The sequence below is a fragment of the Amycolatopsis speibonae genome (assembly GCF_042647925.1).
Classification (GTDB): domain Bacteria; phylum Actinomycetota; class Actinomycetes; order Mycobacteriales; family Pseudonocardiaceae; genus Amycolatopsis; species Amycolatopsis speibonae.
This window is the reverse complement of sequence record NZ_JBHRWK010000024.1, coordinates 60,044-76,099: the sequence shown is the minus strand read 5'-3', so window position 1 is coordinate 76,099 and position 16,056 is coordinate 60,044. Positions and strand designations below refer to the sequence as shown.

Here is a 16,056-nt window from a genome sequence, read left to right as displayed (position 1 = left end):
GAAGGCGTCCCATTCGCAGCATGGGAGAAGAGGCCGGTGCCCGCGCGCTGCCACACTTTCCCGGTCCGCGAGAAAACCACGCTGGGGGTTGCGATGACCGAGATTCGGGTGTGCGGCGCCGTCATGGCGCACCCCCGGCGCCGGGAAGAGGCGGAAGCGCTCGCCCGGCTCGATCCCGCCGGTGCGACGAAAGTGGTGCTGGATCCCGAACCGGACGGTCCGCCGACGGCCGCGCGAACCACGAAACGGGCCTGGAGCAGTGTTCCCGCCGACGCCACGCATTTCCTTGTCCTGCAGGACGACGTCCAACTCGCCGACGGCTTCTTCGAGCACGCGCGGAAAGCGGCGGAGCGGCTGCCTGGCGACGCGATCGCCTTCTACGCCAACTGGAACTCCCGCAACGGCGCGGCCGTGCGAATGGCCGCGGCCGCGGGTGCGGATTGGGCGACCGCGGTCAACGAATACGCGCCCTGTCTCGCGCTGATGCTGCCCGCCGAGATCGCTCGCGGTTACGCCGGATACGCGGTCCGCAACGGTGACGGCTGGCCGTGTGACGTGCTGATGTTCCGCTATCTCAAAGCGCTGGAAGTGCCGATCCGCATCGCCGTTCCGAACATCGTCGAGCATTCCGGACTGCCCAGTGTCGCCGGAAACGAAGCGCACGGTCTGCGGCGTTCCGCGTGTTTCTCCGACGTCGCTCCCGCGTCGGTGGGCGGTGTCCTCGCCGAGCACGAAGTGATCCCTTTCCACAAACACCTGACTTCCGAATGCGCGGTGCGCGGCGACGGGTACTGGGAGTATCTCGGAACGGAACGGCTCCTGCGGCGATCGGGGATTTCGCCGCAGGAGTGCCGGGCCGAATTCGAGCGGGCCTCGGATCGGTCCGAGGCCGCGTGGCAGACCTGGCTGACCGCGTTCACCATGGGTCTGTCCACTGTGGAGCACAGCAGTGCGGCGCTGGACCAGGCGCTCGCGACCATCGGCCCCGGTGGTCTCTGCGATCAGCTTCTCGCTTCCGAAATCGAGGCGATCACGCGTTCGCACCACGATGTGGCCGTGCACGCCTTCGCCGCCGGACGTGACCGGGCTTCCCGTCCTCGCCGGCCACGTCGGGGAGGCGGGATCCAGGTCGCGATCACCGGCCCCGGCGGCACCCTCACCGAACATCTCGCGAGCCTTCTGGCCGAACTCGGCCACGAGATCGTCGACAGCGCAAGGGCTTCCGGCGAGACACGGCTGGTGCACCTCGGCGACCCGACGGATCCCGGCGACGTCTTCTGCGCGATCGTCGACACCGGGCCCCGCGAGCACGTCCTGCGGTTCGCGACACCGATCGGCCCGCACACCCCGACGGATTCCCTGGTGGCACAGTGGATCGAATTCGCCTGGACCCGCCGGGCACTGCCTGTCGACCCCGACCGCGTCCACCAGTTCACCGACGTGCGAGACATGGCGAGCGCTATCGACGCGGTGCTGACCGGAGGGCCGGTCGCGCCGGTGTACGACATCGCGACGGCCACGCTCACCGGGAACGAACTGGCGAAGGTCGTCTGCGCGTCGGTCCGTTCCGTACCGACGGAGTACGTCACCTCACCGACGGAGACACCCGTGATGAAGCTCGGCCTGGCCGCGGCGGAACTCGGCTGGACGGCCACGATCCCGGCCGACGAAGCCGTCCGCGCCTTCGGGAAATGGCTCGCCTACGACACGGACCGCGTCCGATGAGGATCCTCGTGGCTGGCCCCGTGCCCGAAGCCAGCGACTACGGCAACGGCGTCACCGCGCGCCGCTGGGCGCGTCTGCTGCGCGATCTCGGCCACGAGGTCCGCGTCGTGCAGGACTACGACGGCGGGCACCACGACCTGCTGATCGCGTTGCACGCCCGCAAAAGCGAGGCCGCGATCCGCGCTTTCACCGAGGCGTGCCCGGACGCGCCCATCGTGATCGCGCTGACCGGCACGGATCTCTACCCGGACCTGGTCACCGCGGGCGTCGACCTCAGCCTGCTCGAACGCGCCGCGCGGATCGTCGTCCTGCAATCCCAAGGAGTTCTGCAGGTCCCGCCCGGCCTGCGGAGCCGCACCAGGGTGATCACCCAGTCGATGCCGCCGATCTCGGGCGAGGCGCCCGCCGGGGACCGGTTCGAGATCGCGTTCCTCGCCCATGCCAGGCCGGTCAAGGATCCGCTGCGGCTGAGCGAGGCGGTACGGCTTTTGCCACCGTCGTCGCGGATCGCCGTGACGCACGTCGGCGGCGTGCGCGAGGACGACATCGGCGACAGGCTGCGCGCGGAGAACCCGCGCTACACCTGGCTCGGCCCGTTACCGCGGCCGAAAGCGCTCGCCGTCCTCGCCCGCAGCCGTCTGCTCGTGCTCACCTCATTGCACGAGGGCGGCGCGAACGTGGTCACCGAAGCGCTCGCCGCCGGGGTGCCGATCGTCTCCACCCGCATCCCGGGTTCGGTCGGGCTGCTCGGCGAGGACTACGCCGGCTATTTCCCCGTCGGCGACACAGCCGCGCTCGCCGCCGTGCTCGACGCAGTCGAACACGACCGGAACGGGCTCTATCAGCAGTTGCGGCGGCAATGCGCCGCGCGCCGCGCTTCGGCCGATCCGGAGCGCGAAACCGAGGCATGGGAACGACTGCTCGCCGAAGCGGTCCCAGCGAACGCCGGATACGAGGGAGTGCGATGAAACTCAGGAAGAGCGTTCCGAAGGTCGGGGGCGGCGGGGTACACCGGGAGTTCACCGCCGAACAGACCTACGCGCGGATCGAGCCGCACCTGCGGCGCGCCGGGGTGACCCGGGTCGCGGAGATCACCTGGCTCGACCGGGTCGGCATCCCGGTCTACAACGCCATCGCGCCGCGCTCCAACGACATCATCTCGGTCTACAACGGCAAAGGCCTGACGAACACCGACGCCAGGACGTCCGCCGCGATGGAGGCTATCGAGCGGTTCTCGGCCGCGCTGCCGGTACGGCCGCAGGTCATCGCGTCCTACGAGGAACTGGTCGCCGAAGGCCGCACGGTGCTGGACCCGCGCGAGAACAACGCGGAGCTTTCCGCGCACTACCGCGACGATCTCCCGATCTCGTGGGTCGAGGCGTACGACCTGATGAACGAGGAATCGATCCTCATCCCGCAGGCCTCCGCCGTTTACGGGCTGAAGTTCCACGAACCTCCTTGCTACAAGGTGCTTTCCACGAACGGCCTGGCGTCCGGCAACAGCCTCGAAGAGTCCATCTGCCACGCGCTCACCGAACTGATCGAGCGCGATTCGATGACCAACGCCGAACTCGTGAGCAGCCAGCTCGCGCAGGTGCTGGAAAAGGGCATCTTCGTCGAGCCGCAGCCCGAGCACGTCACGTCGTACCTCCGGGAACTGCATCCGCACGTGGACCTGGAAACGCTGCCGCCGCTGGCGAAGTCCCTTGTGGGCAAGTTCCACGACGCCGGGCTGAAGATGCGGATCGTGCACATCACCTCGGATCTGGAGATCCCGAGCTTCCTCGCCGCGACCTCCGAGGACCTCGGCCCGACGACTTCGCAGGGCCACGGCGGGTTCGGCACGCATCCCGACGCGACCGTCGCGCTCATCCGCGCCATCACCGAATGCGCGCAGGGCCGCGCTGTCGACATCCAGGCGATGCGCGAGGACATCCGGCTCCCGACCGAGAACGTGTCCAAGTACCAGAACCACGTCCAGCGTTCGGCGACGATCGACAAGGGCGCGTGGGCCTGGCAGCCGATGCGCAAACAGATCGCGTTCGACGAGATCCCGTCGTGGACCACCGACGACGTGATGACCGACATCAAGCTGATCCTGGACCGGATCCGGGCGGCGGGCATCGACCGCGCGCTCGTCGTCGACCTGTCGCCGCCGGGGATCCCGGTCAACGTCGTGCGGGTGATCGTGCCGCGGCTCGAATCGTGGGCCGTCGACCACTGCAAGATCGGCCCGCGCGGCGCGTCGGTCTGGAACAACACGCTGCTGGAACTCTCGGACCGCATCCGGGCCGCCGAACTTTCCAAGCCCGCTTAGGAGATCGTCATGCGCGCAGTGGTTTTCATCGGCCCGAGCATCGATCTGGAGTCGGCCTCGGCCGAACTCGACGTCGAGTTCCTGCCGCCGGTCAAACGAGGCGACCTCGCCGAACTGCTGGCCCGTCCGGAGCCGCCGGAGGCCATCGGCATCGTGGACGGCCGCTTCCTGCAGAGCCTGTGCATCTCGCCGAAGGAGGTCCTGGAGGCGATGGACCGCGGTGTCACGATGTTCGGTTCGTCGAGCATGGGCGCCCTGCGGGCGGCGGAGTGTTCGCCGTTCGGCATGGTCGGCGTCGGCAAGATCTACGAGGAGTACTTCTCCGGGCGGATCGACGCCGACGACGAGGTCGCCGTCACCTACGACGAGGAGAACCTCTCGGCGCTTTCGGAGCCGATGGTGAACATGCGGTTCGCGATCGCCGCCGGCATCGAGCAAGGCGCGTTCGCCCCGGAGACGGGGGAGCGGTTCCTCGAAATCGCCAAGGAGCTGTACTTCCCGCAACGCGTCAACCGGACCGTGCTCATGCTGCTGCGCCGGGAGCTCCCGGCGGACGAGCACGCCAGGATCTCCGCGTTCTTCGCCGCCGGGGCCCCCGACACGAAACGCGAGGACGCCCTGCTGCTCCTCGCGGCGATGCGAGACCACCTGGACCCGCAGATCAAATCCGTCGACGACCGAGGTGCGCTGTGAACATCGACCCGTCGCTTGCCCCGCTGTCCGGATTCAGCCCCGAGCAGCTCGAACGCTTCCTGGAGGCCGTGCGGACGTCGTCCGAAGGCGTCCAGGGCACGCTGGAGTCCCTGACCATGACGATCATGACGTCCATCGAGTGACCCGAGGCGATCAGGAATCGAGAAGCGTCGAGGGCCGGTCTCACCTAGCGTAATCGGCATGGACATCGCCATTCACGGGAGCTTCCTCCCGCAGACCGACCCCGAAGCCGCCATCGCGTTCTACCGCGACCTCCTGGGCTTCGAGGTGCGCAACGACGTCGGTTACGAGGGGATGCGCTGGATCACCGTCGGCCCGCCGGGGCAGCCCGTTTCGATCGTGCTGCACCCGCCGGCCGTCGATCCCGGCATCACCGAGGACGAACGGCGGGTCATCGGCGAGATGATGGCCAAGGGCACCTACGCGGGCATCCTGTTCTCCTCCGACGACCTCGACGGCCTCTTCAAGCACCTGCAGGAGGGGAACGCCGAGATCATCCAGGAGCCGACCGACCAGCCATACGGCCTGCGTGACGGCGCCGTCCGCGACCCGTCCGGGAACCTGATCCGTATCCAGCAGCGCGTCTGAGGTCACCGGGTGCGGGCGCGGACGTGGACCCGTTCGCCCCGTTTGTCGAAGAGGCTGAGCACCTCGACCCGCCCGCGGCCGTTGGCGCCGAACCAATGCGGCGTCCGGCAGTCGAACTCGGCCGCTTCGCCAGGGCCGAGGACGACGTCCTGGTCGCCGAGCACGAGCCGGAGCCTGCCCCGCAGCACGTAAAGCCACTCGCGCCCGGTGTGCGTGCGCGGGCGGGGTTCGTCGTCACCCGCCGGAATCGTCATCTTGTAGGCGCGGGGCCCGTCCTCGTGCCGGGTGAGCGGGATGAGGACCCGGCCGTCCTCGGGCGGTTCGAGCACTCTCGGTGACGAGACGATCTCGTCGACGCGCACGCCCAGCGCGGCGATGACCGGCAGCACCAGTTCGAGGCTCGGCTTGCGCTGCCCGGATTCGAGCCGGGACAGGGTGCTGGTGGAGATGCCGGTGGCGCGGCTGAGCTCCACCAGCGTCGTGCCCTTCTTCTCCCGGGCGCGGCGCAGCCGGGGCGCGATCAGCTCGATCGCCGCGGTGACGGTGGGTTGGCTCTCCATGTCGCCAGCACAGCAGCTCGTCCCGATTCTGGCAAAGTTCTTTGCCGAAACAGCCAGAACCCGCCGACGCTGGCACCATGATCGAAACCAAACGGCTCCCCGCCGGGGTCTACCTCCTCGCCTTCAGCCTGTTCGCGATGGGGAGCGCCGAGTTCCTGATGGCCGGGGTCCTGCCCGCGGCCGCCGACAGCCTCGGCGTCCCCCTGTCGTCCGCGGGCGCGCTCATCACCGCGTTCGCCCTCGGCGTCGTCCTGGGCGGCCCGCCGTTCGCCGTGCTCAGCCTGAAGTGGCCCCGGCGGACGGCGCTGATGGCCACGCAAGCCGTCTTCGCCGCCGCAATCGCGACAGGCCTGCTCGCCGACGACTACTGGATCCTGATGGTCACCAGGTTCGTCGCCGGTCTCGCCTACGCCGGCTTCTTCGCCGTCGCCTCCGTGACCGCGATCAGCCTGGTGACCCCCGACCGCAACGCCCGCGCCTCCGGCGTCGTCGTCGCCGGGCTCAGCGTCGCCATGGTGGCCGGGGGACCGGCGGGCACGCTGCTCAGCGGTTTCACGGACTGGACCGGCGGCTTCTGGGGCGTCGTGGCGCTCACCGTCCTGGGCGTGGTCGCCTGCGCCGTCGGCCTGCCCGCCACCACGTCCGCCGCCCCGAGCCTCACGGGTGAGCTGCGCGCGATGCGTTCTTGGCGCCTGTGGGGCGTCTACGCGATCACGATCCTGAGTACCGCCGCGTACATGGTGTCCTTCAACTACCTGTCGGCGATGCTGGCGGACGTCCTTCCCGCCGTTTGGATCCCCGCCGTCCTCGCCCTGTTCGGGATCGGCGCCTTCGCCGGCCTGTCCGTCGGCGGCCGGATCTCCGACCGGCGCCCGCATCACGCGCTGCTCGGCGGCGCCCTCGGCATCGCGGTGTTCTCCGCGCTACTCGCCCTCTTCGCGGACACTGTGTGGGCCGTCGTGCCGCTGGTGTTCCTGCTGGGCGTCGCGGCCTTCGTGCTCAACCCGGCGCTCTACGGGCGGGTGTTCACCCTCGCCGCCTCCGCCCCGACCCTCGCCGGCGCGACCACGGTCTCGGCCTTCCAACTGGGCATCAGCCTCACTCCGGCCTTCGCCGCCGGGGCGCTGAACCTGGGCGCTTCGCTGACCGCCATCCCCTGGATCGGCGTGGCCCTGGCGCTGATCGCGGTCCCGCTTGTGCTCATTTGCTAGCATGCGAGCATGACTCAGGTCGAGAAACGGCAATTCAACGTCTATCTGCCGCCCGACCTCATCAAGCGGGTGAAGCACGCGTCCGTCGACGCCGACGAGTCGCTCTCGTCGTTCGTCGAACGGGTGCTGGAGGACTACCTGCGGACCAGTGAGGAACGAGAACGATGAAGGTCATGCCGATCCGCTACAGCTCCGATGTCGCGGCGATGACACGGTTCTACGAGGCGCTTGGCCTGCGCGTCGGTTCGGTCTCGCGCCCCGGCGGCTGGGTCGAACTGCCCGCCGACGGCGGGACGCTGGCCATCCACCAGTCGTCCGGCGAGGACGTGGGCCGCTGCGAACTGGCCTTCGAAGTCGAAGAACCGCTGGAGAACGTCGCGGAACGCCTGCGAGCGGCCGGATTCGAGCCGGGCCCGCCGATGGACGAGGGCTTCGGACACTCGATGCGCGTCCAGGATCCCGACGGCGTCTGGGTGCAGCTCAACCTGTACGACCGAGACCTCTACACGTGACCGGAGTCCGGCTGGCGGTCGGCATCGTCGCGCTCGAGTTCGCGGCCGCCGTGACCGGTTTCGTCGCCTCCACCCTGCTGCCCGTCGTCGCTGCCGATCTCGGCGCGAGGAGCAGTCTCAGTCTCCTGATCGCGGGCTCGTCACTGGGCCTGTTCGTCGCGCTTCCCCTGGCGAGCCGGGTTCTCGCCCGCCTGGGCCCACGCGGCACTCTGGCCGCCGGGATGATCGCCTACCTAGGCGGGCTGTTCCTGGCCGCGATGGCGCGGACGGCGTGGATGTTCGCCCTCGGCCAGTTCTCCGCCGGGCTCGCCAGCGGTCTCCTGGCGGTTTTCGGGATCAGCTCGGCGATCCGGCACCTCGACGACAGGCTGCGGATCCGCGTCGTCGCCGCGTCCTCGGCGATGTGGATCCTGCCCGCCCTGGTCGGCCCGGCCGCGACCCTCGGCCTGGAACATCTCGTCGGTTGGCGGTGGACTCTGCTGCTGCCGGTACCGTTCGTCCTTTTAGGACGATTTCTGGTCGTGCGCGCCGCCCGCGGCTCGGGTTCCCTTGAGACACCGCGTCCGCTGCTGCGGACTTTGACGGTGCCGCTCGGAGCGGCGTGTGTCGTGTTCAGCAACGGTCTATGGCCCCTCGCGCTCGCCGGGGCGGCGATCACCGTCTTCGGCATGATCGCGATCCTGCCCGCCGGAACCGCGCGCCTCCGGCCGGGAACACCCGCCGCGCTCGGCGCGATGGTGCTGTTCGCGATCGGCTATTTCGGCGCGGACAGCCTGATCACCGTGCTCCTCACGAGCGGATACCAGGTGAGTCTCGGCCAAGCCGGGATCGTCCTGAGCGCCGCACCCCTGGGATGGGCGGTGACCAGCCTCGTCGCGGCTCGATTCACCACGCCACGCCTTCCCACCGCGGGCTTGACTCTGACTGCCCTCGGCACCGCCGCCGTCGCTTTCGGTGGCTCGTTCCCGGTGGCCCTCGCCGCCTGGACCGTCGCCGGAATCGGCGTCGGACTCGCTTATCCGGGCCTGTACATCAGGGCCACCACCGCGGACGGCTTCACCGCCGCGGAACTGGCGACCGCCGTCATCACCGCGGAATGCGTCGGGCAACTGCTCGGCCGGGCCGTCGGTGGCGCCCTTGGCTCCTCCGGCACCGGCCTACTCACCTCGTATGCGCTTTTCGCGGCCGCCTTGACGGCGGCCGCGATCGCCGCCCGGCCCGCCGGTTCGAGGTAGCGGAATTCGCAGTTGGCAACCTTGTCTTGTCCTGAGATCGTGGTTTTAGCAGAGGCTTCTTGTAGAAGCGCTTTGTCGAGGAAAAACAGGCGCTCTGGTAAAAGTTCGCAAACGGCCTAGTGTTCGCGCACTTTAGTGTCGATGTCTTTGCCTGCTGGTTGCTTCCGGCGTGATGCCTCTGCAAGGGTCGTCAGGCCGGTTCGGCTGATGAATTCGATCATGGGTGACGGTCGTCTGATACGAGAACGCGGGGAGAGGCGTATGCGGATCGTAGCGGTCATGAACTACAAAGGTGGCGTGGGGAAGACGACCGTCACGGCCAATCTAGGCGCGGTCGCCGCTAGTCGCGGTCTGCGGGTGTTGCTGATCGATCTCGACCCGCAGACCAATCTGACGTTTTCGTTCTTCTCGGTCGACGATTGGCAAGAGAACCTGAAAGACGATCGCACGATCAAGCAATGGTACGAAAGTGAGGTTCCAGGTCGAGACGTCCCGTTGGCGGACTTGATCGTCAATCCCGAGCGGGCGAACAAGGCACTCTTGAACACGGGTGGGCGGCTCGATCTCATTTCTTCGCACCTGGGTCTCATCGACAACGACCTCGAACTCGCCGCGCGGCTGGGCGGGACGACCACTCTCGACGGCTCGAAGCGCAAGTTCCTGGATCTGCACAATTGCTTGCGGGGTGCGCTGGAGGACCAGCGCTTCGCCGAATACGACCTGGTGCTCATCGACTGCGCTCCGAATTTCGGCCTCGTCACCAAGACGGCGATCGTCGCCAGCGAGAAGATCCTGGTCCCCGCGAAGGCGGATTATCTGTCCACGCTGGGATTGGACTATCTTGGCAGAAACTGTTCCATACTGGTTCAGCAGTTCAACGACTACGTCAACCACAAACCTGGTGCAGGTGGATACCGGCCTATCCACCCCGGCTTCCTCGGTGTCGTCTTCACCATGGTGCACATCTACTCGCAGCAGGTGGTGAGCGCCCAGCACAAATACATCGAAGAGGTCCGCCTCAATTCCCAGGTCCCGGTCTTGGGCAGCAAGATCCGCAACAGCCCGAGCCACTTCGGCGATACCGGGGGGAGTGGTGTGCCGGCGATGCTGGCCGCTACCGGCCGAGACATTGTCGTGAGCGAGTTCGACGAGCTGGTGGACGAAGTTCTGGAGGCGCTCGCCTTGCAAGGTGATCGGAAGTGAAGGAATTGAAGGCTTTTGTCGCCTTGCAGGCTCGCTTGTACGAGTTCCTCGAGCAGCAAGACGCGAAGACTCTCCAGGCGATCCTTGACGGAAAAGCTCACTTGGTCGTAGTACAGGCCGAGGGCACACCGGCTCCTACCGCATCCTCTGAGAGGCTGTCGGTGGTGCGAGAGCTCTTGAAGCGGACTTCGGGTCAGTCTTGGGTGTCCTTCACAAGGTCGCGGAAGATAAAGAAAGACGCGTTGTCGGAGGCGGCTGAGAAGCTCGGCTTGTCCTTTCACGCCAAAGCCACAGTGGCCGAACTCGCCGATCTGCTGGTCTCGCGAGGATCGGGTCTCATAGGAGAGACAGCGGGTACGCCGGAACCAGAATCCTCGCCCGAACCTGAACCCCGACCCGCGCTGCCTGCACCGCCGCCGACATCGCCGTCGCCAGAGGCGGCGGCGATCGCGTCGCGACTGCGTGAAATGGATACGGAACAGGAGGGTGCCGCCTACCTCGACGCGCAGCGACTGGACCGCGAGAGCTTGCTGGCCGTCGCAGCCGAACTCCAGCTCACTCGGGTGACCCGACTGAGTCAAACAGAGTTGAAGAAGCGGGTACTCAATCAGGCGATCGTGTCCCGGCGCAAGTTCTCGGGACTGAGGGCTTGGTGAGCGCGATGGCCGATGAGGCCGGCGGCCGGTCGATGCACTTGATCGGTGGGCGCAGGGTCAGGGTTTCGGATCTGGTGGACGCGGACCTGATCAAAAGGGGAGAGCGGCTTCGGTTCACGCGCAGCCGGATCGGCGCGACGTATGACGCGACTGTGACCGGTGAAGGGCGGATCCGACTTGAGCCGGACGGCGAGGAGTTCCGTTCTCCGTCCCGGGCCGCCATGGTGGCGGCGGGCATGCGAGCCGTCGACGGCTGGCACGCCTGGCAGGTGGTCGATCAGGATCGGATACTGGATGCCGTCCGCCAGGAATTGCTCGACAGGGCGATTTCCACGGCGGCCGCCGCGGTCAACCGGCAGAACGAAGACTTGGAGCGTCAGCGTATTCACGCCCGCCTGCGGGCGGCACGGAGTCATGCGGACGAGCGCAATCCCGAGCGCTTCTCCGTCCGTGAACTATTGGCGCTTTGGGGAGTGACGGAGCGCGGTGACCAGGTCAGCCAGATCGAGACGGATCTCGCCAACCATGGATTGGTTACTTCACCCAGCTTCAGAGCGGTAACCCTCGACACGGTGGTCACGCTGACCACGCCACCTGACGAGATGGACGAGTCCGCGGCGGCGGGACGGACGGAAATGGACAACCTGCCGACGGCTGAAGACGACGAGGGCGAGGACGACCTAAATGTCCGTCTGACGGTGGGAAATCTGTCACCACTCAGCGGGGTAGAGTCGGTCGGCCCCAACAGCACTCTCGAAGAAGCGATCACCAAGATGCTTCTCAACGATTATTCGCAGCTCGCGGTTTTGAGCGGTCCTCGTACCTTGCGTGGTGCCGTGACCTGGCGCTCGATCGCGGAGGCGATCCATCGGAAGCCCGGTGCGAGCGTCGCCGACGCGATCGATTCCCGGGTGGAGGACGTGCCCTACGACCGTGACCTTTTCGAAGTGCTTCCCATGTTGCAGCAGCGCGATTTCGTCTTCGTTCGCAATGAAACCAACGTTGTCGCGGGTATCGTGACGACCGCTGACGTGGCTCGCCGTTACGGCGAGCTTGCCACCCCATACTTTCAGGTGGGCGAACTGGATCAGACTCTCCGCTGGATCCTGGGACGCTCCTTCGACGTCGAATCCATTCGGCCGTACTGCAACAGGCAGGTGGAGAGCTTCGACCAGCTGACGATCGGTGACTACCAGCGTGTGCTGGAGAACAACAATGCCTGGGAGCAGCTGGGCTGGCCGTTGGATCGTTCTGTCTTCATCGGGAGGCTGAACACGATCCGCGACATCCGCAACAAGGTCATGCACTTCCACCCCGACCCGATACAAGAGGACGCGGTCGAAAAGCTGCGGCAGTTCAACAGACTGCTGCACCAGTACCGCGGGCTTGCCTAGTCGGAGGAAAAGCAAGGGCCCACACTCGGAAAAGTGTGAGCCCTTGACTGCTGTGGAGCTGAGGGGAATCGAACCCCTGACCTTCTCGATGCGAACGAGACGCGCTACCAACTGCGCTACAGCCCCTGGTGAAGCTTGCCCCTGTTTTCGGAGCTCCGTGAGCCTATCAGTGGCTCACGGAGCCCCGAAATTCGGGGGTCACTCTCCGGCGGCGCGGCGGAAGGGCCTGGTCCCGGGCTCGTCGAGCTCGTGGAAGGCCGGATCCTCGTCGTCGAGGTCGACGACGACGGCTTGGCGCCGGATGCGGGACATCGGGGACGGTTTGCGCTCCACGACCTCCGGGCGTTCGGCGGCGGCGACGACCTCGATGTCCTCGTGGGATTCGGGGGAGTCGTCGTCGGCGTCGGCGGCCGACGGGCGGCGCGGGGCGCGGGTGTTGTTGAAGCGGGCGAGGCGGCGCTGCCGGATCTCGTTCTCGATGCGGACCTGGCGTCGCAGGTACGCGAGGTAGCCGATGAGGACGGCGTCGACGACACCGTTGGCCCACCAGACCGTCGGGGTCAGGAAGCCGGCGACGGCGGCCGTGGTGACCACCAGTACCAGGAGCGAGATGACGATCCGCTGCCGGAACGCGTACTTGGCGCGCGCGGCGATGTCCGCGGCCTCGGGATCGAAACCGCCCCGGCCGGGACGGTAGCCCGCGCCTTGACGTTCTCTTTCGGTGTGGGACCCGCGCGAGGGCTGGGGAAGCGGTTCGGCTTCCGGCTCCTCGTCTTCGAGGTCGGCGTCGAGTTCCGCCTCGAGTTCGGCCAGGTCGTCTTCTACCGACGGTTCCGTGTTCTCCGCCATGGCGAACTCCTCCGGTCCCTCTTGGCGTGTGCTCCCGCTCCGCACGACTCGCGCCGCCATGGCCGAGTCCGTCGTCCGTGCGACCTGCTGGCGCTTGCGGGCGACCATGGGCACGAGAACGACGAGCCATGCCGCTGCGAGCGCGACGATGATCACCGAACTGGGCATCTCCCGTCACCTCCCCCGATCCACTGCTGTAGTCACGCTAGCCACAACAGTCACACACGCCGCGCAGACTCGCCGGTTTCGATCACGGAAAATGCATCACCAAATTAGGTGAATCTCACAGGTTGTGGTAAAGCGGTCACGGGAACGGGTCCGTGATGGGGTCAACCGCGCTCCGCGAGGCCCTTCGCGACGAGCCGGGAGACCAGTCCGTCACCGGTCTCTTCCTTGGTGACGGCGTAGCAGAAATGGTCCCGCCAGCCGCCCGCGACATCGAGGTAGCGCTCGAAAAGGCCCTCTTGCCGGTAGCCCGCTTTGCCGAGAACCCGCAGGCTGGGGGTGTTTTCGGGGCGGACGGTCGCTTCGAGCCGGTGCAGCCCGCCGAAGTCGAAGACGTGGTCGGTGACGAGGGCGACGGCGCCGGTCGCGACGCCGCCGCGGACGATGTCCGACGACACCCAGTAGCCGATCCAGGCGGACCGGAGCGACGCCCGGATGACGTTACCCACAGTGATCTGTCCGGCGAAGCGTCCATCCACCGTGATGGTGAACGGGAGACATTGACCGCGTCGGGCGAGGCCGCGCAGCGCGAGCCACTGCGACGGCCAGGACCAGAACGCGTTGCGGTCCGGCCAGGGTCCGATACCGGTCGGTTCCCACATTTCGAGGTGCTCGCGGTCCCGCAGCCGGACGCGGCTCCACTCGCCGGCGTCCCGCAGCCGGACCGGCCGCACGGCGAGGATCCCGGCGGGCACCCGGAGCGGCCCCAGTTTCGCGGGCCAGCCCGGATGCCTGCTCTCGATCGGATACGCGACGCCGGAAATCGGTGCGCCCATTACGCCCGCTGGGCCAGGAAGGTCACCTTGACCTGCTCGCCCGCGGCGACCTCGGTGAGGTCTTCGTCGATGTTGATCAGGCAGTTCGCCTCGGCCAGCGACGCGAGCAGATGCGCGCCGGAGGTGCCGAGCGGCTGGACCAGGTACTCGCCGTTGCCCTCGTCGCGCAGCAGTTGCCCGCGCAGGAAGCCTTTGCGTCCCTTGGTCGAGGTGATCGGGGAGAGCAGCCGCGCGCCGACGATCCGGCGGTGCGGGTTGCGGGTGCCGCGCGCGGCACGGATCAGCGGGCGGACCAGGACCTCGAACACGACCAGCGCGCTCATCGGGTTGCCGGGGATCAGGAACGTCGGCACCGAATCGGGGCCGAGCCTGCCGAAGCCCTGCACCGAACCGGGGTGCATGGCGACCCGGGTCATGTCGATGTGGCCGAGGTCGGACAGCGCCGCGTGCACCTCGTCGCCCGCGCTTCCGCCGGCGCCGCCCGCGACGACGACGATCTCCGACATCAGCAGCCGGCCTTCGACGATCTCCCGCAGCCGTTTCGGATCGCCGGGGACGATGCCGACGCGGCTCACCTCGGCGCCCGCGTCCCGCGCGGCCGCGGACAGGGCGTAGGAGTTGACGTCGTAGACCTGCCCGACCGACGGGGTGCGGTCGATGTCGACCAGTTCGTCGCCGACGGACACGATCGAAACGCGGGGTCGCGGGTAGACCAGCACCTTCGCCCGGCCGACCGCGGCGAGAAGGCCGACCTGAGCCGAGCCGATGGTGTCGCCCTTGCGTACGGCGACGTCGCCGATCTGCACGTCCTCGCCGGTCCGGCGCACGTAGCCCGCCGACGGCACCGACTTGTGCACGGTGACCTTGGCCTGGTGGCCGTCGGTATAGGCGGTCGGGACGACGGCGTCGGCGAGCGTGGGCAGCGGCGCGCCGGTGTCGACCCGTACGGCCTGGCCCGGCTGCAGCCGTCGCGGCTGGCGTGAACCGGCGGCGATCTCGCCGACCACCGGCAACTGCACCGGCTCCTGGCCCGCGGTGCGGACATCGACACTTCGTACCGCGTAGCCGTCGACGGCGGCCTGGTCGAAACCGGGCAGCGCGTGTTCGGCGACGACCTCTTCGGCGCACAGGAGGCCTTGGGCCTCGGAGATGGCGACCCGGACCGGGCGCGGGCGTACCGCGGCGTCCAGGGTCAGCGCGATCTGATCCTCGACGGAACGGAACTGTCCCGCGTCTTCGGTCTCTGCCGCTTCGGCGATGGGCTCCGTCATGACTGGGGGATCTCGATCCGTTCGTTCGACCAGGCACGCGATGAAGGCCCGTCGGTGAACTGAAGTTCACCACCGTTACCAGGAGTGATGCGGTCCGAAGCCGTGGAAATCGCCCGATCGGGCAAGCTCCTCGTGGTCCGTGCCGCCGGGGTGGTCGCTGCGCCTGTCATAGGCGTGAAGCCTAACCTGACCACGTGGTCAAGCCCGGCAATGAACACCTGAGCAAAGCGGAGTGGCGTTCCCGGATAACCGCCGAACGGCGTTCGCTGGTGTCGGAGACGCGGGCTCGGGAGGCGGTGGCCCTGGCCGTCGCGGCCGCTCGGCTGCCGGGCGAGGTCGTGTGCGCGTATGTCCCGTTCGGGACCGAACCGGGCGCCGTGTCGCTCCTTGATCAACTTGTCGACCAGGGGAAACGTGTGCTGCTGCCGATCGTCCCCGGCGAGCCGGGGCCGTTGGAGTGGGCGGCCTACGAAGGTCCGTCGAGCCTCGGACCGGGCCGGCTGCGTGGGCTGCTCGAACCGACCGGCCGCCCGCTCGGTCCCGACACGCTGGGGACGGCCGATCTGGTGCTGATCCCCGCGCTCGCCGTCGACGACGAAGGTGTCCGGCTCGGCAGGGGCGCCGGGTACTACGACCGGTCGCTTTCCTTCGCCGCGCCCGGCGCCGCGCTGATCGCCGTCGTCCGGGACGCCGAACTCGTGCGCGCCCTGCCCGCGGAACCGCACGACGTCCGGATGACCGGGGTGCTGACCCCGGACCAGGGGGCGGCCCCGCGGCCGGTAATACACTGACGCCCCGACGCAGTGGTTCAGAAAGGGCA

General features: G+C 67.8%; 18 protein-coding genes and 1 tRNA gene. 14 read left to right on the top strand and 5 right to left on the bottom strand.

Translation table 11 applies throughout. The features are described 5' to 3' along the window. The first annotated feature begins 93 nt into the window (after nt 1–93). From ACFOSH_RS17920 to ACFOSH_RS17895, 6 genes are read left to right on the top strand one after another with little or no spacing between them, the layout of a single operon-like run. Nucleotides 94–1,725 carry a hypothetical protein gene (locus ACFOSH_RS17920; RefSeq protein ID WP_378240067.1) on the top strand — a complete coding sequence of 544 codons (1,632 nt, stop codon included), beginning with the start codon at nt 94–96 and terminating at the stop codon, nt 1,723–1,725. An 8-nt stretch (nt 1,726–1,733) separates the two neighbouring features. Beyond that, nucleotides 1,734–2,693, top strand: coding sequence for a selenoneine biosynthesis selenosugar synthase SenB (senB, locus tag ACFOSH_RS17915; RefSeq protein ID WP_378240065.1), 960 nt, complete (start codon nt 1,734–1,736; stop codon nt 2,691–2,693). Further along, nucleotides 2,690–4,042 carry a YcaO-like family protein gene (locus ACFOSH_RS17910; RefSeq protein WP_378240064.1) on the top strand — a complete coding sequence of 451 codons (1,353 nt, stop codon included), beginning with the start codon at nt 2,690–2,692 and terminating at the stop codon, nt 4,040–4,042. The genes senB and ACFOSH_RS17910 overlap by 4 nt, the downstream gene beginning before the upstream one ends. Nucleotides 4,043–4,051: 9 nt before the next feature. Beyond that, nucleotides 4,052–4,735 carry a TfuA-like protein gene (locus ACFOSH_RS17905; protein WP_378240063.1) on the top strand — a complete coding sequence of 228 codons (684 nt, stop codon included), beginning with the start codon at nt 4,052–4,054 and terminating at the stop codon, nt 4,733–4,735. Continuing rightward, nucleotides 4,732–4,878 (top strand): hypothetical protein, encoded by a 147-nt coding sequence (locus ACFOSH_RS17900; RefSeq protein ID WP_378240062.1) that lies wholly within the window; start codon nt 4,732–4,734, stop codon nt 4,876–4,878. Before ACFOSH_RS17905 ends, ACFOSH_RS17900 begins: the two co-directional genes overlap by 4 nt. A 58-nt stretch (nt 4,879–4,936) precedes the next feature. Next, nucleotides 4,937–5,344 (top strand): VOC family protein, encoded by a 408-nt coding sequence (locus ACFOSH_RS17895; protein WP_378240061.1) that lies wholly within the window; start codon nt 4,937–4,939, stop codon nt 5,342–5,344. Between the two features lie 2 nt (nt 5,345–5,346). On the opposite strand, the gene ACFOSH_RS17890 is transcribed toward ACFOSH_RS17895, so the two are convergent. Next, nucleotides 5,347–5,904, bottom strand: a complete 558-nt coding sequence (locus ACFOSH_RS17890) for a helix-turn-helix domain-containing protein (RefSeq protein ID WP_378240060.1) — start codon at nt 5,902–5,904, stop codon at nt 5,347–5,349. 77 nt (nt 5,905–5,981) lie between these two features. On the opposite strand from ACFOSH_RS17890, the gene ACFOSH_RS17885 reads away from it, so the two are divergent. From ACFOSH_RS17885 to ACFOSH_RS17855, 7 genes are all read left to right on the top strand, one after another. Then, nucleotides 5,982–7,115 carry an MFS transporter gene (locus ACFOSH_RS17885; RefSeq protein ID WP_378240059.1) on the top strand — a complete coding sequence of 378 codons (1,134 nt, stop codon included), beginning with the start codon at nt 5,982–5,984 and terminating at the stop codon, nt 7,113–7,115. Nucleotides 7,116–7,124: 9 nt separating this feature from the next. Further along, complete coding sequence (locus tag ACFOSH_RS17880; RefSeq protein ID WP_378240058.1) at nt 7,125–7,283, top strand: CopG family transcriptional regulator; 159 nt, start codon at nt 7,125–7,127, stop codon at nt 7,281–7,283. Further along, nucleotides 7,280–7,627, top strand: coding sequence for a VOC family protein (locus ACFOSH_RS17875; RefSeq protein ID WP_378240057.1), 348 nt, complete (start codon nt 7,280–7,282; stop codon nt 7,625–7,627). The genes ACFOSH_RS17880 and ACFOSH_RS17875 overlap by 4 nt, the downstream gene beginning before the upstream one ends. Further along, complete coding sequence (locus ACFOSH_RS17870; RefSeq protein WP_378240056.1) at nt 7,624–8,862, top strand: MFS transporter; 1,239 nt, start codon at nt 7,624–7,626, stop codon at nt 8,860–8,862. The genes ACFOSH_RS17875 and ACFOSH_RS17870 overlap by 4 nt, the downstream gene beginning before the upstream one ends. 261 nt (nt 8,863–9,123) lie before the next feature. After that, entirely contained in the window at nt 9,124–10,065 is a 942-nt protein-coding gene (locus ACFOSH_RS17865; protein ID WP_378240055.1) for a ParA family protein, read from the top strand. Next, nucleotides 10,062–10,721 carry a hypothetical protein gene (locus ACFOSH_RS17860; RefSeq protein WP_378240054.1) on the top strand — a complete coding sequence of 220 codons (660 nt, stop codon included), beginning with the start codon at nt 10,062–10,064 and terminating at the stop codon, nt 10,719–10,721. The genes ACFOSH_RS17865 and ACFOSH_RS17860 overlap by 4 nt, the downstream gene beginning before the upstream one ends. A gap of 5 nt (nt 10,722–10,726) precedes the next feature. Continuing rightward, nucleotides 10,727–12,115 (top strand): restriction system modified-DNA reader domain-containing protein, encoded by a 1,389-nt coding sequence (locus tag ACFOSH_RS17855; RefSeq protein WP_378240053.1) that lies wholly within the window; start codon nt 10,727–10,729, stop codon nt 12,113–12,115. A 53-nt stretch (nt 12,116–12,168) separates the two neighbouring features. Here the strand turns inward: ACFOSH_RS17855 and ACFOSH_RS17850 are convergent. From ACFOSH_RS17850 to glp, 4 genes are all read right to left on the bottom strand, one after another. Continuing rightward, nucleotides 12,169–12,241: transfer RNA gene (locus tag ACFOSH_RS17850), tRNA-Ala, on the bottom strand. A gap of 72 nt (nt 12,242–12,313) precedes the next feature. Then, complete coding sequence (gene sepX, locus ACFOSH_RS17845; protein WP_378240052.1) at nt 12,314–13,132, bottom strand: divisome protein SepX/GlpR; 819 nt, start codon at nt 13,130–13,132, stop codon at nt 12,314–12,316. Between the two features lie 161 nt (nt 13,133–13,293). Then, nucleotides 13,294–13,965 carry a GNAT family N-acetyltransferase gene (locus tag ACFOSH_RS17840; protein ID WP_378240051.1) on the bottom strand — a complete coding sequence of 224 codons (672 nt, stop codon included), beginning with the start codon at nt 13,963–13,965 and terminating at the stop codon, nt 13,294–13,296. Then, the gene (gene glp, locus ACFOSH_RS17835) at nt 13,965–15,236 is read right to left on the bottom strand and encodes a molybdotransferase-like divisome protein Glp (RefSeq protein WP_005155621.1); all 1,272 of its coding nucleotides are present in this window, start codon (nt 15,234–15,236) and stop codon (nt 13,965–13,967) included. Before glp ends, ACFOSH_RS17840 begins: the two co-directional genes overlap by 1 nt. A gap of 218 nt (nt 15,237–15,454) precedes the next feature. On the opposite strand from glp, the gene ACFOSH_RS17830 reads away from it, so the two are divergent. Next, complete coding sequence (locus tag ACFOSH_RS17830) at nt 15,455–16,027, top strand: 5-formyltetrahydrofolate cyclo-ligase (protein WP_378240207.1); 573 nt, start codon at nt 15,455–15,457, stop codon at nt 16,025–16,027. Nucleotides 16,028–16,056: the final 29 nt, after the last annotated feature.

Excerpts from the sequence above, each read along its gene's own strand:
- ACFOSH_RS17865 (WP_378240055.1), top strand. The coding sequence starts at position 9,124 with ATGCGGATCGTAGCGGTCATGAACTACAAAGGTGGCGTGGGGAAGACG.
- ACFOSH_RS17885 (WP_378240059.1), top strand. The coding sequence starts at position 5,982 with ATGATCGAAACCAAACGGCTCCCCGCCGGGGTCTACCTCCTCGCCTTC.
- ACFOSH_RS17910 (WP_378240064.1), top strand. The coding sequence starts at position 2,690 with ATGAAACTCAGGAAGAGCGTTCCGAAGGTCGGGGGCGGCGGGGTACAC.
- ACFOSH_RS17840 (WP_378240051.1), bottom strand. The coding sequence starts at position 13,965 with ATGGGCGCACCGATTTCCGGCGTCGCGTATCCGATCGAGAGCAGGCAT.
- ACFOSH_RS17875 (WP_378240057.1), top strand. The coding sequence starts at position 7,280 with ATGAAGGTCATGCCGATCCGCTACAGCTCCGATGTCGCGGCGATGACA.
- ACFOSH_RS17890 (WP_378240060.1), bottom strand. The coding sequence starts at position 5,904 with ATGGAGAGCCAACCCACCGTCACCGCGGCGATCGAGCTGATCGCGCCC.
- ACFOSH_RS17905 (WP_378240063.1), top strand. The coding sequence starts at position 4,052 with ATGCGCGCAGTGGTTTTCATCGGCCCGAGCATCGATCTGGAGTCGGCC.
- ACFOSH_RS17895 (WP_378240061.1), top strand. The coding sequence starts at position 4,937 with ATGGACATCGCCATTCACGGGAGCTTCCTCCCGCAGACCGACCCCGAA.
- ACFOSH_RS17855 (WP_378240053.1), top strand. The coding sequence starts at position 10,727 with ATGGCCGATGAGGCCGGCGGCCGGTCGATGCACTTGATCGGTGGGCGC.
- ACFOSH_RS17920 (WP_378240067.1), top strand. The coding sequence starts at position 94 with ATGACCGAGATTCGGGTGTGCGGCGCCGTCATGGCGCACCCCCGGCGC.
- glp (WP_005155621.1), bottom strand. The coding sequence starts at position 15,236 with ATGACGGAGCCCATCGCCGAAGCGGCAGAGACCGAAGACGCGGGACAG.
- ACFOSH_RS17880 (WP_378240058.1), top strand. The coding sequence starts at position 7,125 with ATGACTCAGGTCGAGAAACGGCAATTCAACGTCTATCTGCCGCCCGAC.
- sepX (WP_378240052.1), bottom strand. The coding sequence starts at position 13,132 with ATGCCCAGTTCGGTGATCATCGTCGCGCTCGCAGCGGCATGGCTCGTC.